Below are 16,054 nucleotides of genomic sequence, written 5' to 3' on the forward strand. Positions count from 1 at the left end.
CGTGAAGTATAAGATGCAACAGAAGCAAAATCAACGAATCCAACAAATTACCGACGCTACCATCATTGTGGGAGCGGACATTGCGAAGCAAACGCATGTAGCGAGAGCCATTGATTTTCGTGGAATTGAGCTCGGTAGAGAGTGCGTTTTTAGCAATGACGATGAGGGTCTGACGAAACTCGTAACGTGGATGACGGAGTTGCAACGGCTGCACGGCAAGACGGATGTCGTCTTTGGCGTTGAGCCGACCGGACACTACTGGTTCCCGTTAGGTGCCTTCATTCAAGACTTGAACGTTCGATTCGTGCTCGTGAATCCGCATCACGTCAACAAGAGCAAAGAGTTGGAGGATAACTCGCCGACGAAGAACGACTACAAGGATGCTAAGGTCATTGCGAATCTCGTGAAGGACGGCAAGTACACCGAGCCCAAACTCCCAACAGGTGTCTATGCGGATTTACGAATCCTCATGAACCTGAGGGAAAAGGTTATGGTGAATCTAGGTCAGGTGCAGCGGCGGATACAGAACTGGCTCGACCGGTTCTTTCCGGAATACACCCAGGTGTTCAAGGATTGGGAAGGCAAGGCATCTCTCATTACACTGCGTGAGTCTCCGTTTCCACAGGACCTCGTCTTACTAGGCGCCAGTGAGATTGTGAACCAGTGGAAAAGTGGCGGTGTGAAACGGGCTGTCGGTATAAAGCGAGCAAAACGGCTCGTAACAGCCGCTGAAAAGTCCATTGGTCTGAAAGAGGGACTCAAGGCTGCTCGGTTGGAACTGACGGCTCTACTGGAGCAATACGACATGTTCACTCGGCAACGTGACGAAATCATGGCTCAGGTGGAGCAACTGCTCAACCAGATTCCAGGCACTGACGAGATGCTGAGTGTACCAGGGATGGGTGTAACGACACTTGCTGGCTTCCTGGCTGAAGTCGGTGACCTTCAGGGATATGACCATGGGCAGCAGATCATTCGGCTTGCTGGACTCAATTTGAAAGAAAACAGCTCTGGCAAGAGAAAAGGGAAAACTGGCATCTCTAAACGTGGACGCTCACGGCTGAGGGCACTTCTATTCCGAGCGATATTACCGATGGTAGCTACGAATCCAGAGTTCAAGGCTTTGCACCATTACTATACGACACGAACATGCAATCCCTTGAAGAAGAAACAGTCGCTCATTGCGCTGTGTGGAAAGCTCATTCGTGTCCTGCACACATTGGGGACAAAGCAAGTACCGTACAACTCTGAAGATTTACTGGGACCGCTTCGGAAGTCCCAACTACAGATGGCTGCTTAACTGATTCAAACTCGTACTTCAACTTACTCGCTTGTGAGACACGATGAAAGACCAAGACAAACGAAAGCACGGATAAGCCGTAGTAACTATTCCATAAGGGCAACGACCCAGCAAAGGAGCAAGAAACGGCATCCACCCCTTGAGAGGTAGAACGAAGGAATGTGAGGGCATAGACCCAGTGTGACATGGGAGGGTAAACCGCAAGGGAACGTGTGGACATCCAAAGGTGCGAACATCATTATGTTCCATGTATTGGTAAATTAACGCCAATCTCTGTTCCTGCCACGGAGTATCCGTTTGAAAATTGGCACATCTAGCATTCTGGCAATCCCTCTCAAATTGTCAAGGTGCGTAATCGTGAGAATGAGAGAGTAAATAGAAGAAAACATTAATTTATAGTGGGAGGAAGGATTGAGAGAAAAGTTGTCCAGTCTATGTAGGTTATGAAGAGGGTCAATATGAGAAATCCTCTCATACTCCATGTGTAAAATAATGGATGGCTATGGAATCTACGCTCAAAATAAGAAAGAAGGTGTCTTACAACATAAAAATATAGAATTGCACTAAAGATGCTTATAACAATGGACATGGCAGTCCCAATGATGAAAGTGTCCAATAAAATAAACGCGTCATTTAAGTATAGAACACCATTAATAGGGATACGCCAAGTTACGATTGAACTATATAAGGTTTGAGTAATAAACCATCCTGCCGCTGTCGATAGGAAAGCAGAATGTTGTTTTCCTCTTTTGGAAAGTTTACATCGGTTTACTTTCCCTAAACTTATCCAGGGAGCTTCTAACAATGAAATATACCATTGTAGAAAATACTTCATGAAATTCACTCCTCAAAAAATGGTTAATTTTGTGGTGTTCCTAATTTCTTGTTTGCGGATAAAAATACCTTTTTAGGATTTTCGATGAGGTCAATGAGTTTTCTTCAAAATACAGCGAAGCCTAGATAAGTTTTGCATTGCATATCCAGCATATCGATGCCTTGGACAAGGAACTGCTGGAACGGTTTTCCACGACACCGAAAGCCTGAAGGAGGCAAAGAAATGAAGGCATTCGAGAGACCATGCTCCCCTGTCGAATCGTTGAAGCAATCTTTACGAGAAATGCAGGACATTCGTCAAGGAAAGCTCCTAAAAAAGACATGGAGAGAATTTCTTGAAGAGTTGCGCGAAGACGAGTCACTACCATAGAAACAAGGAAAGGATGGAGCCAGGATGCTGTTTTTTCCATGGAAAAAGGTCGGGTATGGAACTGCGGCGCTCGTCTTGTTGGCCGGGATGGCGGTGCTTGGCGGGGGGTGGCTTGGCCGCAAACACGCCCCCGTACACTCCAACGCCAAATCTTCTGCGTTTATCTTGCCGAAAGGCGCATCACCGAAAATCATTTTACCCGGCGGCAAGGCTATCTCCTATCCGCCGATGGTGCAAAATGGTCTTTTGGTCACACCGGGCGGTGTGGATTTTGTACCGTCGTTGAGTTTTACTGGCGCTCCTGACGGAAACCAGTTGGCCGCGTTTCTCAGTGCCGAGGATCGGGTGTCGTTTGTGGCTTCGAAAGGTCAGGTGCAGGTGACGTTGGATGCACCGCTACCCACTGGCGTTACGGCAGAGGTGAACGGGAAGACGTTACAGGTTAACCAGACGCTGACGGTTCCATCGGCTAAGCTCGTGTTGAAAGATGGAGAGGCTTCTGCCCAAACCTTCCCGGTTATCGTGAAAAAAGATGTCCTGATGCTGGATGCGCCGGGCGTGGTTTCGTCGCACTCCACCGCTCCAACGAAAAAGGCGGTGAAACGATGAAACTCTACTGGACAAGACATGCGAAGGACCGTTGCAAAGAGCGGGCTGTGGCGAAATCCACCGTGGAGACGGCTGTGAAGAATGCACTGCCTCTACTCGTTGGGCGCGGCGAGGAAATGATACGGATTGGAAAGTTGGAAGTGGTGGTAGAGATGCGTGCCGAGCAAAACGAAGTGCGGATTATCACGGTAACTTGCAAGAAAGATCGGTTGCAAGAGATGCGAGGTTTCACAAACCGGGAAGGTGTTCGGCAAGCCCATATGCGGCAGAGAAAGAAGTATCGGCGGGGGTTTCGGAACAGAAGAGCCGGAGAGCGCAGTTTTTGGGTGGCACAGGCGGTTGAAGCACGAAATTGGCAGAAAACAAAAGCGTGGAAAATATGGGAAGAGAACGGGGAAATCCTGAACCTAAAGAATTGAGCCGTCTGCGTGAACAGGCGGCTTGGATACAGAACAGAATGAAACTATCTTTAGATGGTTTGCAGTTCTGCCTTGCAAGCAGAACAAACAGGATGTCCTCGAAATGGGGTAACATCGTCCATACTTTGGCAAAATACACATCCTGGTTGGTACTTGCTAAGAACCATGTTTTCGCTGTCTACAAAGATGGCGAGACTATCCCGGTTATGAATGCCGAGTAAGGTTCTGGTTTCTTTGGGGATAACGATGCGACCGAGTTCGTCGATCTGACGAACAATGCCTGTACTGCTCATGGAACCACCTCCTTCGCGTCCCGACAAATTTCGACAAGGCGGTATGCAGTACCTTCTGCAAGACGAACAAGGGATGGGGGAAATTTAAATTCAACGAATGGATGGCAACTTTTCTTTTCTATCCGCCAGAGATGCGCCGATTCATGGATACAACTTATTGGATGGAGGGCTACCACAGGCCACTTCGTAAGGTGACCAGGGGAAAGAGCATCTTTCCGACGGACGATTCCCTCACCAAGATGCTATACCTGGCCACGATGGAGGTTAAGAGACACTGGACCATGCGGATACAAAACTGGGGCTAGATTCTCAGTCCGTTTATGATAGACTTTCCGGATCGTATAGAAGGCTACGTTCACTAAAATCGTTCAAAGGAGTTTACACAAAATGATTGACAGACCCTTGTTCAAATCTTGATACGCATTCCTGCTTTAATGCCCCTGGGACTGTAGCTGTTCTTTCTCGATAAATGCATATTAGGTAATCCCTTATACTCATTACTCGCTAAAAACAGGTATATTATCTGAATGGTAAATGTACATCGGATCAGTGTAACTATGTTGCTTTCAGTGGGAGTGAGAACGTTGCCAAAAAATAGTTTATCTAATTACTTTTATTATGTAAACAAAAATCTCTATATGAATAGAGTGATCATATTCGCCTCTTTAATAATGTATCCATTTATCACTATGTATTTTATGTATTATTCCAAACATTTATGGACTAATATATTTTTTTTAATCCTATATTTGATTTATTATTATGTAGCGCCTTGGGTTAAAACTTCAGTCTATTTCAGGGATTTTTGGTTAGTGACATTTATTTTAATTGAATTTAAAAATGGCTTATGGTATTTAAGTCTCGTCGCTCTTCTCTTTATCAAACTTCTATTATTTTTGAAAAAATTGATAAAAGTCAATGACGCTGTGCAAGTAGATAATCCAGTTAATCATCGGCTAGGAATCATTCAAGGGGGGAATATTGGTGTTTTAAATCATCATAGAAAAAGCCACCAACAAAAATATGCCATAGATTTTGTAGTAGTCGGCAAATGTGGAAACAGAGCGTGTGGATTAGCTCCGAAATCTCTGAGCAAGTATTTATCTTTTGGGAAGGAGATTCTATCCCCCGTTAATGGAAAAGTAGTATATGTTGAATCTAGACACTCAGATAATCCTATTGGAGTAATGGATTTTAAACTACCTTTTGGAAATGTAATAGTCATTCAAGATGCAGAGGAGTTTCAATATGTATTTGCCCATCTTCAAGAACATTCAGTCAAACATTCGGTAGGGGATACTGTTGAGAAGGGACAAGTTATTGCCCGGATAGGTAACTCTGGACTCTCGTCAGAGCCTCATCTCCATTTTCATATACAGAAGCGGCTTAAGGATAAAAATGTTATCGGTATTCCATTTTTTATGAAAGATAAATGGTTAATTAGGAATGACGTTATTTCTCCGAGTAGTGGGCATAGGTAGTAGTATTAAGTCAAGAGAATGGACATCCCAGAATAGAGAAATTATAAGTTTTCATATTCTGACATGATTCCTTTGGATGAGTGAATCCGCTCCCGGTTGTACCAAACTTCGATGTATTCGAAGATCCGCCGTATGGCCTGCTCCCTGGTTTTGAACTTTTCTAGGTAGACGAGTTCTCGCTTGATCATGCTATGAAACGACTTGATACACGCATGATCAATGCAATTACCTATACAGCTCATGCTATCAACCTTCTCGTACTCTTACAGCTTTTCCTGGTAGTCATGAGAGGCGTATGGGCTCCCACAGTCCGAATGATGCAATATGAATTCTGTCGGCCGCTGGCGTTCCCAGATCTGCTCTAAGTCTTGCGAGGCCTTCGCCTCAGGCTTGTGGTCTCCGCCGCCATACCTTGCACTTCTATCCTGTCACACACAATCCATACAACGTCTTTTGCCATATGAAAAGTTCACGAGCTACCTGGCTCGCCGACTTCCTACTCTTCGAAACTAATTGAACTGCATGACGTTTGAATTCTTTATCGAATTTCTGTGCCATGTGGCTCATCCGAATCTCCTTTTTCTGAAATTGTTGGGAGCATTATTTTCCATCATCAATTTTTATTCTGTGTAAAAGGGTGGTACTGCAAACCATAAATATTTCAACGGTTTTATCAAAAATAAACTCAGAGCTTTGAATTAGTTATTTGAGACTATTGTGTAAGAATAAATTGTCAATTTATGATGAATACATATATGGACATTATGCGGTTCGTGGGCCTTCTCCGATTTTGTTTGAAATGATAAATTTTTTTAATCTATTCGTCTAATTTATCCCCTTTATCTATGAATATGAATGGAGGTATATAGGTGAATCAGATATTAGATATGCAAAATATCTTGCAGAATCCGATTTATCAATTTTCGTTGTATCAACATATTCTCGATTCGATTCCAGATGCTATAGTCGTTCATCAAGCAGGGATTATACAGTATGCCAATCGCGCTGCGGTTCAACTCATGGCGCTACCAGAGAATAAGAGTGCTATCCATTTAGAGATATGGCCTTTTTTTCATCCAAGTATAGTGGAATCGGTACAATGTGCATTTAATCAACTGTACGATAGCAGAAATATAGGTAGTTTTATTCCTACTACACAATATTCTATGATTCGTTATGACGGAACCGAGTTCACAGGAGAGATACGAAGTATTCTTATTCACGGGGAGAAAACCCCTATGATTATGAGTTTAACTCGAGATGTCTCTGCAGAGAATGAATTGAAAAGTCGTCTCGAGTATATGGCGTATCATGATGAGGTAACCGGTCTTCCCAATCGTCGATTTTTTAAAGAAACGCTCAAACAAAAATTAAATGAACCTGCGAAACGTGTTAATAGTATCGCTGTTCTTTTTTGTGATTTAGATGGTTTTAAAAATATTAACGATACGTACGGGCATGAATTAGGGGATCAAATTCTTATGTTAATCGGTTCTCGCTTGGAATCGTTGTTATACGATGAAGGATTTCTAGCGCGTATTGGAGGAGATGAATTCGCAATTATTTGCTCTTATACTTCTTCACGTCATGAAGTGGTTTCCTTTGCACAAAAGGTTTTGCAGGCGTTTTCGCTTCCTTTTTTTATTCTCGATCGAGAGTTTATTATGACTCTCAGTATTGGTATTGCATTGTACCCAGAATCATCAACCGATATGGATAATTTAGTGAAATTTGCGGATCTCGCTATGTATTCTGCAAAGAATAAAGGAGGAAATAGGTTTCATATTTATGATCCCACAGAAAGTAATGTCATTGAAGAACGATTACGTATTGAAAATGGAATTCGACAGGCCATAGAAAAGAGACAGTTTGTACTATATTATCAGCCCAAAGTTCATTTGGCCTCGGGAAAAATTTATTCTGTAGAGGCTTTACTTCGATGGCAAACTACAGATGGTCAACTCATCCATCCTGACACATTTATTTCGATTGCTGAAGAGAGTGGACTTATCGTTCCGATTGGTAAATGGGTTTTGTTGACAGCTTGTCAACAAAATAAACGATGGCAAGATATGGGCTATGACCCTATTTCTGTTTCAGTTAATGTATCCCCCAAACAATTCCAATTAACGGATATGGAAGAAACTGTTCGTCAAGTTCTTCATGAAACGGGCTTGTCCCCAGAGTGGTTAGAGATCGAGATTACCGAAGGTCTCTTGATGCAAAATTCTAACGAGATTACAAATACATTGCGTCGTATACGATCTATGGGCGTTAAAATCTCAATTGATGATTTTGGAACAGGTTATTCTTCTTTAAGGTATTTGAAATTATTTGAACCACATATCTTGAAAATCGATCAATCCTTTGTAGCTCATATGATGGAGGATCCTGGACAGTTATCTATTGTTTCTGCAATTATCCATTTAGCGCACAGTTTACGGATGGAAGTGGTAGCGGAGGGTGTAGAGTCAGCAGAACAGGCATTAAAACTTTTACAAGAAGGTTGCCATTCGGTACAAGGTTTTTTCTTCTCACCACCCGTTGTATTCGAAGAAATTCAGCAAAAATGGCTACAAACGTCTATTTCATAGGATATGAAGCTTTTTTTCTTGTGATCTCATTTGTTTGAAAAATAGCGAGGGGGGATGATTGTGAATCACGAAACTTAAAGAATGATGTGAAATTCAACTAATGAAATGATTTACCAATTTGTATAAACATTAAGTTTCATCGCTCGGAGATTAGATAAAGTAAATTTTGTTCATATATTATTTATGATTTATTGAAAGGGAGTATAAACATGGGCTTCTTAAATAATAATCCAGTCGTACATAAAAATTTAGAAACCCAAAATCTACAAAACTACTTACGCTTTTTAAATCTGGACTATGAAGATTTGTATGAAATCAATAAACTTGAATCTATATGTACTCCGTTGTTTGATAAGATTGCCAAAAATCAGTACGATCACATAGAAAAATTTCAAACATTACAACAGCTTGTAGAACAACATAGTCGTCGTGAGGTTCTGGAAAAAACGTTTTCTCTTTACTTTAGGGAGCTTTTAAGCGGGTATATAAATTGGAATGAGTATTTGAATAAAAGGAAAAAGATTGCACAAGCACATGCCAGAATCGGTTTAACCACGGATTGGTTTATCGGTTCATATGCGCGATTTTTTGAAATGGTATTTCCAGAGCTATGTAAAAATATACGTCGACCAGAAAAGCTATCCAAGTATTTGGTATCCCTTGTCAAGCTCGTATTATTGGATATGCAGATTATCTTAATGGATTATGAGGATGAAACATCGAATGTTGAAAATATCTATGCCTTATCCGCTGCAGAGGAACTGATTCTCAGTTCGGATCATCTTTTAGAAGTGGAAGCGACGCTTTCACACTTGAAGGAACAAGGGACAAAAACGAAAATAGAAGCTTCTCAAATTAATCAATCGGTTCAAGAAGTGGCTAATTATGCTATATCTGTAGCAGAGAATGTTCAACATGTCATGGATACAACTCAGCAAAATGCATCATCCCTAGAATTAATCAAACAATCCATTGAAGAATTTGTGCAATCAAATCAAACTCTACAAAAGGAATTTCAAATTTTAAAAGAGTCGTTTGAACAGGTTTCTTCATTTTCCAAAGAAATTCGGGAAATTGCCAGTCAAACAAAGATCCTTTCACTGAATGCGTCTATTGAGGCTGCAAGGGCGGGAGAGAAAGGTTCTGGATTTCAGGTGGTAGCTCACGAAATTCGAAGTCTTTCAGATAGGACTAAAATCAATGCAGAACAAATAGAAAAAATGTTATGGGAACTCAATGACAATGCTGAAAAACTACAGCATCGATTGCGTGAGTTTGAAAAAGTTGCTACGGATCAGAAAAAAGCGATTGGGGCATCAGAAAAAGTATCGAATCAGCTCTTAGAGGAAATGCAAATGGTGATGGATACAACGAGTAATATTGCTGCCAATACCGAAGAGCAAGCAGCTTCTTCCCAACTAGTAGAACAAAGTATGGAAACTGTCATTAATCAAGTCTCTGTATTAGAAAAGGCTATCCATACAACTGGAGAAGATATGTATCGAATTAGTCTTAGTATTGAAGAAATGCGTCAGAATGTTGTGTTAAAGCGTGATAACTTGCCACTTAAAGTTATGTTAAGAATTGTGAAAACAGATCATAAACTATGGAAATGGAATTTGTATAATATGTATTTAGGCTATCATCATTTGGAAAGAGGTGAGATTGGCGATCATCATCAGTGTAGATTGGGTAAATGGTACGATCAGCAAAAGAATCAACTGCAATTTCATCAACTTCCAATTTTTCAAGAAATTGAGCCCGTTCATAAGCAATTACATGAACAAGCATTGTCTACCTATGATGCCATTCAAACTGGAAATTTTGATGAAATCAGAAACTCCATTATCGATTTGGAAAAGACATCAGAACGGTTAGTGAGTATACTCACTTCACTAGAAGAAATAGTGTAACTTGATTTGGATTAACTCTCACATAAATTTACTACACTTTTGAAGGCAGTAAAATTTTAAGGTAAAAAAAGAATGAGTAATTATGGTTTACCAATGTTCAATTTTAGGACGATTGAGACAATAGATGAGACTTATGAATCATTTCGATATGAAAAAATACTGATGGTTAAGTCAAGATTACATAACTGAGAAACAAGGAGTGATTTACTTGTCTAAAAAATTTGCCTTCTTCATTCATCCCAGATCAGAAGTTCAAAAAGACATGCGACGTGTCCATCCGCTTTTAGGTATAGTTCCTGATATAGTATATCAACAAGTCTTAAAAAGGATTCCCGTGCCTCCATTTGTGAGCGGAAAATTATCGACTCAAGATCAACGACTTCAAGGCGAACTAATCTTAATTCCTTTTTCTGCGAAACAGATGCTCGAACTCCCTCCTAAAAAAGTCTTTTCTCGAATTGAAAAAGCTGTTGATCTGGCTAAACAACGTGGTTGTGAACTGGTAGGACTAGGAGCGTTAACTGCTCCATTGGCTGGAGGAGGGAGACTTTTACAAAAGCGAACAGATATCGGGATTACCAACGGAAATGCCTTCACAGCCGCTATGACTCTTCTGGCCACAGAAAAAATCTTGAATCAAACGCAAAAACCAGCACATTTAGCGATTGTGGGTGCATCAGGTAGTACAGGGCAATGTTTTAGTGAACTCTTGGCCCATCAAATCAAAAATGGGAGTATTGCTTCAGTCACACTCATTGCAAGAAACGAAATCCGCTTAGCTGAAACGGAAAACCGAATTCTCAAACATAAACCTAATTTTCACGTCAAACTTTCACGCTCGATGAATGATGTCAAACAAAGTGATGTCATTATACTGTTGACCAGTTCTACGGAAAATTTACTTCGAAGTGAACATTTAAAAGAAGGAGCTATTGTTTTAGATGACACACAACCGCGAAACACATCTCCCGATCTATGCAAAGAACGTCCTGATGTCATGATTCTTGATGGTGGATTAGTAGAAACATCTGGTGTTTTTTGTAGTATGGATATTGGTTTACCTAAAGGTCATGCATATGCCTGCTTGGCTGAAACAGAACTGTTAGCTTTAGAAGGACATCAGGGGCATTTTAGTATCGGTAACCCTGAGGTAGAACAGGCAAAATACATGATTTTTCTAGCCCAAAAATATGCATCCTACGGTTTTCGTTTAGCAAAATTCCGTTCTTTTGGGAAGCGTGTGGATAGATTTGATTCTATGGTAGATATGGAGGCAAACGCATGAAACGTGTTGTTATTGTGGGAGGTGGTTATACAGCAATCGAAACCTACCGTCAATTACTTGCTGAAATTCGCGCCCAAAGAGTTAAAGTAACTATCGTTGCTGCCCTTCCTGTACATGTCTTTCATGGATGGACGGGAGAAGTTCTCAGTGGACTGCTTTCAACGCATAGCACATTTAGTTCACTTCAGAGCATATTTTCTCATGCTGAACTGAGAGTTGGGCGTGTTATAAAAGTTCTGTCAGGCTCTAAGCAAATTCAAATTCTCAACCATACAGGGATTCAACAACTTTCATATGACGAATTAGTACTTGCATCAGGTGCAACAGATAAGGGTTCAATGATTCCTGGGGCGAATGAATATAGCTTTCTGCTTCGTTCACCAGAAGATATTCAGGCCCTTAAAAATAAAATATTGGAAAATATTCAAAAAGCCAGTGAAACAAATGATCTTGTACTTCGCCATCATTATCTTCAGACCCTCATCATTGGGGGAGGCTTCGCAGGGGTTGAAATGGCAGCTGCCATTCAAGAATTGGCCCGAAAAGCCATGAAAAATTATCCTCAACTGCAGGGATGTCAAACGGAGATTTCTATCCTTCATCGAGGAGAAGATATCCTTCCTGAACTACAAAACCACTTTCCTTCCTTAGTGAAAAAGGCTAAATACTATTTAGAAAATCTAAATATAAGATATCTTTGTCATACAAAAGTTACACAAATCTATAAGGATGGGGTAAAGTTAGAAAACCAGTGGGTGCAAGGCAGTATCATACTTTGTACGGTTGGTACGGTTCCCAATGTCTTACCTATTGACATGAAGGTTTATCAAGAAAAATATCCAACACGGGAAACTCTACAAATCGAACATGATGATGATATATGGTGCGGTGGAGATGTGGCGCAAGTTATACATTATAAAAACAAACTTCCTTGTCCATCCAATGCTTTATGGGCCATGAAACAGGGTCAACATATTGGAAAAAACATTACCAGAAAATTATACGGGAAATCATTGTTACCATTTCGATATCGAGGATTAGGACAAGCTGCTTCTTTAGGAATTGGTCGAGGGATTATGGAGTTATACGGTATACCAATCACTGGTTTTTTAGCATGGATATTAAGAATTCTGTTCTTCTTGTACTTTATGCCTTTGAAACGAAATGCTGTGCGTGTTGTTCTAGAGTTTTTTAGCACATTCATAACAGGTAGATTTCTCGTACCAGTATGGTCGAGTCGATTTCCAGAAAATCATACCATCTCAACGGTTTTGGACACCATATCATCCTAAAAAAGGATAAAGAATGAGGTTTCAACAGCCTGGGAGGGCGGAATACCCTCCTTTTGGTAGACTTCTGTGTAGAGTTGCTACATCAGTAATTCAAGGTTCACAGCCTGCATACGGTCAGAGACGGTCGGAGAGGAATGGGAGTTCTCTGGCACGAGCAAAAAGCAGCGTCAGCCGCCGGTTCATGTCTGCCACGAAAAAGAAGTTGAAGTTTCTGCTGCCAACGGCGTTACGCTCCAACCATGCAATGGAATCATCGAGTGAGAAATGCGCATGGTCAGTAGCAACAAGAAGCGTTGACAGAAGGGTGAATGGGTGCTGTTGGACGACGTCGGGGGGCCTTGCAGCAGCGTGCATATTCCGTACCTTGAAAGGCTATCGTCAAATCCCGATGTCCTGAAAGTATGGCATCCATGTGCGCATCCAGAGAAATACTTGGAAGAATCATCCATGAGTGCGTTAGAAGAAAAAGTCCGTCACAAAAATCTTCGAGTAGCGAAACAAGGTCATCGTAGGCAGCGTGGAATGCAGGTCTAGTAATCGCATATCATGATACAGGGCGTTAGAATACGTAATTGGCAATGGGTGTGCGCCGAAGCCCTCTGATTGGGACCTACTCCGCCATCTTCGTCTCACAAACATCACCTGTACGTAACAATCTTTGATGCTTATATGCCTCGGTACGCGAGGAAATGGCCTATAAAGCTGTGAATACTACATTGACCTTGCCTCTATGGCTGAAGAGTGAAGCCAAGGAACATTGCCTAAACCTGCCTGAAGTCTTGGAAGTCTTGCAATATGCCTTCAAAGAACGGTTGGGCATTCACGAGCGACGGTAAAGTGCACTTGAACGCACCAACGGCCTTCGAAATACGCGAGGTTCGAAAGTCCGAACAGCGAATTGTCGCAACAAATTGGTCTTTCATCTCGGACGCCCCAGCGGATAATCACCGTTGGTATCATGATTGCGCGAGACAAAATCCAAAAAACTCACCAAAATCTCACCAAAAAGTCCAATAATGATGAGCTTTCGTGATTGTCTCACTGAATCACTGTTCAACTTGACAGGTAAAGAACCGTACGGCATTGTAGTGACGGATGGAGGTAGTCCCATTATAATAACATTCTATTTAGTATTTTCGTGACGTATTCCATGAACAAGGAAAGTTAAAGCCGCAACTTCAAGAAATATAAACGGCAACATATTGCTAGAGAAGAAATGTGTTGCCAAACCAATACATGCCAAGATAAAGGCTGTAAAGAAATTAAGTGCAGAAGTACGATTTGTGATCTTTCTAAATAACAATACAAGACATAGAGAAATGATTAAACCGATTACAAGAAAATACGCCATGAGCAGAAGAGTTGGTAAGACCATGGGTTAATTTCCCCTTTCAATTTTGTAATACCAAAAAACCATTATATGACAGTTTTGTTCATCGGTGTGGGTGTGGGGGAGGTATTGCCTCCTTCATTATAATTAGGCTCAAGAAACAACGTAACCTGAATCAAACCAAACTACGCTCCATGTTCGAATACACAGCGTAACGCCATATCCGTAATCTTCCGCACTCATATCATTTGCAATCATAAATGCACCCAATGCAGTGATCCCTGTTATTACGGTAATCGCGGTGCCCACTTCACCGAATGCCGGGATTGGGCCAAGGATTCCAGCTACCAACGCAGCAAATGACCAAACATCCCAGGTATTGTTTAAAGCCGCAATTTCCTTCTGAGTTTGTGCTTAATTAAAATATAGATCCGCGTTTCACTATTTGTCACTTGTAAACGAAATTGCGGGATTGATTTTGTTGGGTGTATCTGTTAAGACAGCTTTTCTGTTTTTAATTTCCATATAACCACTGACAATGCTGCTATTGATCAATGCAACGCCACTTTGAATTTGAGCCGTGGTGATTGAAATTGGTAAAAATTAAGATTGATATAACAGTAACGAACCATTCGGAGAAGATAGGATTACAGAGGTACTTGCAAAAGCGGGAGTGACTATAGCACCGAGAACCATAAGACCTGAAGCAATGGAAACAGCGACCTTTGATTGAACCGCCCTTACATACACTCCTTATTCAAAGAATTCGGTAACATAAATGTACAGTAACACTTTACTCTTGTAAAAGAGTGTCAATCGAGATAATTTAAAAAATACTGAATTTAACATACACTGTAATCAATCTGGTTAGCATTAATTTTTCGGGTTTGTCCAAATCAAAGCGCCGTCTTTATGATAAGTGTGCAACGGATCGAAAGTCCTTAAAACTCATCAAGGCGGTATTGCAGTACCTTCTGCAAGATGAACAAGGGATGGAGAAAATTTAAATTCAACGTTTATCCGTCATACTTCTTGGCAATCGTACATATTGTACAAATTGTACAATTGCGATACGATGGGGGTGTGGAGGGGATGTTGATGCTACAACTCGCAGAGAAGGCTTCTGATGTTAGGCAGCACTTTAGTGAGTTCGTCGATACAGTGGTTCGTGACCGTCCGGGGTTCGTTACGCGCAACCGCGACATTTTGGCAGCTTTGAACCTCGAACATTTGGCAGTTCTTGTGGAGCCGTTGGTGTTTCACGCGAAATTGGAGTTGGACGAAAATCAAGAATATGTTGGGACTGTTGATGAAATTGAAGACATCGTAGTGAGCGGTGTGACCAAAGAAGAGGTGTTGACTTCCATTGCACAGATGCTGCTCGAATATGCCGAGGACTATTTGACCGACAGCTTTCGCCTTTATTTCAACTCTCCGAACCGTCGTAAGCACTTCCCGTATGTTTTGAAGGTCGCTATGCAAGACACCATTGATGACGTAAAGTGTTTGATCCATGCCTAATCCCAGAGAACACAAGCGATTCTGCGACAACGATGGTTGGGAACTGTACAAACAGACGGATCATTACTACTATCGTAAGGTTTTGGAGAATGGCGAAGTGTTGAAAACGAAAATTTCGATGAACGCGAAAGAGTATTCGCCTACTCTGTTCGCCGAGATTCTCAAAAGGCAATTAAAATGCACGAAAGAATACTTCAACAGCAAGATGTAAGATTTTTGGGGTGGAACGATGAATGTTTCGCACGTGTTTGAAATCGACTGTAAGACAACAAAACGCCGAGTAAGGGTAGCTGAATAACGGATTCCGTTATCGACAATTTAACAAAGTAGCATATAGGCACAAGACAACCAAATAGTCCAACTGGAGTTTACTAAACACGAAATTCATCCGAAAGGTTAGCCGAAAAGTTGAGATAAGGAAGAGCGGAGCTGCCCCATAAGTGGTTAAAAACCGCTGACGGGACAGTTCCGTTTCCAGTCCTCAACGGAACGTCTTACCTAGGGGACTTACCCTTTTGAATTTTACGTCGTCTGCGTAAAATGTCTATTCAATTGAACTATCCATTTTTGTTTTAAATTGAATGGTATAGGAGGATTATGGTGTTGCCTTGGTGGATGGGAGTTATCATCAGTTGGGGGGCTGTGTATGTTGTTGCAATCACATCTTGCAGTCTTGTTTGGCTGATGTTTCGACAAGTTCGTCAACATCACGAGACATACAAAGCCTATATTCGATTGGTCTCTCCTTATATTGTGATTCCATTGAGTTGTTTTGCAATAGTAAAACTGCTCACACACTTCATATAAAACCTT

14 protein-coding genes and 1 pseudogene are annotated in these 16,054 nt (G+C 41.3%); 12 read left to right on the forward strand and 3 right to left on the reverse strand.

What is annotated here, in order from left to right; translation table 11 throughout:
• Nucleotides 1-13 precede the first annotated feature (13 nt).
• The 3 genes from ACOJUR_RS08195 (at nucleotide 14) to ACOJUR_RS08205 (ending at nucleotide 3,532) form a co-directional block, all read left to right on the forward strand.
• Nucleotides 14-1,300, forward strand: coding sequence for an IS110 family RNA-guided transposase (locus tag ACOJUR_RS08195; RefSeq protein WP_420950494.1), 1,287 nt, complete (start codon nucleotides 14-16; stop codon nucleotides 1,298-1,300).
• A 1,228-nt stretch (nucleotides 1,301-2,528) separates the two neighbouring features.
• On the forward strand, nucleotides 2,529-3,113 hold the full coding sequence (locus ACOJUR_RS08200) for a hypothetical protein (RefSeq protein WP_420949696.1): 585 nt from the start codon (nucleotides 2,529-2,531) through the stop codon (nucleotides 3,111-3,113).
• A complete protein-coding gene (locus tag ACOJUR_RS08205; RefSeq protein WP_420949697.1) occupies nucleotides 3,110-3,532 on the forward strand; it encodes a hypothetical protein in 423 nt (140 codons plus the stop codon). Before ACOJUR_RS08200 ends, ACOJUR_RS08205 begins: the two co-directional genes overlap by 4 nt.
• A 50-nt stretch (nucleotides 3,533-3,582) precedes the next feature.
• On the opposite strand, the gene ACOJUR_RS08210 is transcribed toward ACOJUR_RS08205, so the two are convergent.
• Nucleotides 3,583-3,825, reverse strand: coding sequence for an AbrB/MazE/SpoVT family DNA-binding domain-containing protein (locus tag ACOJUR_RS08210; RefSeq protein ID WP_420949698.1), 243 nt, complete (start codon nucleotides 3,823-3,825; stop codon nucleotides 3,583-3,585).
• A gap of 95 nt (nucleotides 3,826-3,920) precedes the next feature.
• On the opposite strand from ACOJUR_RS08210, the pseudogene ACOJUR_RS08215 reads away from it, so the two are divergent.
• Both ACOJUR_RS08215 and ACOJUR_RS08220 read left to right on the forward strand, forming a co-directional pair.
• Nucleotides 3,921-4,130, forward strand: a pseudogene (locus ACOJUR_RS08215) (transposase); the annotation flags it as partial.
• A 393-nt stretch (nucleotides 4,131-4,523) separates the two neighbouring features.
• Nucleotides 4,524-5,306, forward strand: coding sequence for a M23 family metallopeptidase (locus ACOJUR_RS08220; RefSeq protein WP_420949699.1), 783 nt, complete (start codon nucleotides 4,524-4,526; stop codon nucleotides 5,304-5,306).
• A gap of 41 nt (nucleotides 5,307-5,347) precedes the next feature.
• Here the strand turns inward: ACOJUR_RS08220 and ACOJUR_RS08225 are convergent, their stop codons facing one another.
• Entirely contained in the window at nucleotides 5,348-5,548 is a 201-nt protein-coding gene (locus ACOJUR_RS08225) for an IS3 family transposase (RefSeq protein WP_072875361.1), read from the reverse strand.
• A 627-nt stretch (nucleotides 5,549-6,175) separates the two neighbouring features.
• Between ACOJUR_RS08225 and ACOJUR_RS08230 the strand changes: the two genes are divergently transcribed.
• From ACOJUR_RS08230 to ACOJUR_RS08250, 5 genes are all read left to right on the forward strand, one after another.
• The gene (locus ACOJUR_RS08230; RefSeq protein WP_420949700.1) at nucleotides 6,176-7,900 is read left to right on the forward strand and encodes a putative bifunctional diguanylate cyclase/phosphodiesterase; all 1,725 of its coding nucleotides are present in this window, start codon (nucleotides 6,176-6,178) and stop codon (nucleotides 7,898-7,900) included.
• A 209-nt stretch (nucleotides 7,901-8,109) separates the two neighbouring features.
• Entirely contained in the window at nucleotides 8,110-9,813 is a 1,704-nt protein-coding gene (locus tag ACOJUR_RS08235) for a protoglobin domain-containing protein (RefSeq protein WP_420949701.1), read from the forward strand.
• Nucleotides 9,814-10,021: 208 nt separating this feature from the next.
• Entirely contained in the window at nucleotides 10,022-11,098 is a 1,077-nt protein-coding gene (locus tag ACOJUR_RS08240; protein WP_420949702.1) for a hypothetical protein, read from the forward strand.
• Nucleotides 11,095-12,390 (forward strand): NAD(P)/FAD-dependent oxidoreductase, encoded by a 1,296-nt coding sequence (locus ACOJUR_RS08245; RefSeq protein ID WP_420949703.1) that lies wholly within the window; start codon nucleotides 11,095-11,097, stop codon nucleotides 12,388-12,390. Before ACOJUR_RS08240 ends, ACOJUR_RS08245 begins: the two co-directional genes overlap by 4 nt.
• A 689-nt stretch (nucleotides 12,391-13,079) precedes the next feature.
• Nucleotides 13,080-13,226, forward strand: coding sequence for a hypothetical protein (locus tag ACOJUR_RS08250; RefSeq protein WP_420949704.1), 147 nt, complete (start codon nucleotides 13,080-13,082; stop codon nucleotides 13,224-13,226).
• A gap of 83 nt (nucleotides 13,227-13,309) precedes the next feature.
• On the opposite strand, the gene ACOJUR_RS08255 is transcribed toward ACOJUR_RS08250, so the two are convergent.
• Complete coding sequence (locus tag ACOJUR_RS08255; RefSeq protein ID WP_420949705.1) at nucleotides 13,310-13,432, reverse strand: hypothetical protein; 123 nt, start codon at nucleotides 13,430-13,432, stop codon at nucleotides 13,310-13,312.
• A 1,320-nt stretch (nucleotides 13,433-14,752) separates the two neighbouring features.
• Between ACOJUR_RS08255 and ACOJUR_RS08260 the strand changes: the two genes are divergently transcribed.
• Together ACOJUR_RS08260 and ACOJUR_RS08265 are read left to right on the forward strand one after the other, a co-directional pair.
• Complete coding sequence (locus ACOJUR_RS08260; RefSeq protein WP_420949706.1) at nucleotides 14,753-15,241, forward strand: hypothetical protein; 489 nt, start codon at nucleotides 14,753-14,755, stop codon at nucleotides 15,239-15,241.
• Between the two features lie 603 nt (nucleotides 15,242-15,844).
• Complete coding sequence (locus tag ACOJUR_RS08265) at nucleotides 15,845-16,048, forward strand: hypothetical protein (RefSeq protein ID WP_420949707.1); 204 nt, start codon at nucleotides 15,845-15,847, stop codon at nucleotides 16,046-16,048.
• The last annotated feature ends 6 nt before the right edge of the window (nucleotides 16,049-16,054 follow it).

Source organism: Alicyclobacillus tolerans (genome assembly GCF_048984885.1).
Lineage (GTDB): Bacteria > Bacillota > Bacilli > Alicyclobacillales > Alicyclobacillaceae > Alicyclobacillus_I > Alicyclobacillus_I tolerans.

Excerpts from the sequence above, each read along its gene's own strand:
- ACOJUR_RS08195 (WP_420950494.1), top strand. The coding sequence starts at position 14 with ATGCAACAGAAGCAAAATCAACGAATCCAACAAATTACCGACGCTACC.
- ACOJUR_RS08200 (WP_420949696.1), top strand. The coding sequence starts at position 2,529 with ATGCTGTTTTTTCCATGGAAAAAGGTCGGGTATGGAACTGCGGCGCTC.
- ACOJUR_RS08205 (WP_420949697.1), top strand. The coding sequence starts at position 3,110 with ATGAAACTCTACTGGACAAGACATGCGAAGGACCGTTGCAAAGAGCGG.
- ACOJUR_RS08210 (WP_420949698.1), bottom strand. The coding sequence starts at position 3,825 with ATGAGCAGTACAGGCATTGTTCGTCAGATCGACGAACTCGGTCGCATC.
- ACOJUR_RS08220 (WP_420949699.1), top strand. The coding sequence starts at position 4,524 with ATGTATTATTCCAAACATTTATGGACTAATATATTTTTTTTAATCCTA.
- ACOJUR_RS08225 (WP_072875361.1), bottom strand. The coding sequence starts at position 5,548 with ATGAGCTGTATAGGTAATTGCATTGATCATGCGTGTATCAAGTCGTTT.
- ACOJUR_RS08235 (WP_420949701.1), top strand. The coding sequence starts at position 8,110 with ATGGGCTTCTTAAATAATAATCCAGTCGTACATAAAAATTTAGAAACC.
- ACOJUR_RS08245 (WP_420949703.1), top strand. The coding sequence starts at position 11,095 with ATGAAACGTGTTGTTATTGTGGGAGGTGGTTATACAGCAATCGAAACC.
- ACOJUR_RS08250 (WP_420949704.1), top strand. The coding sequence starts at position 13,080 with ATGGCCTATAAAGCTGTGAATACTACATTGACCTTGCCTCTATGGCTG.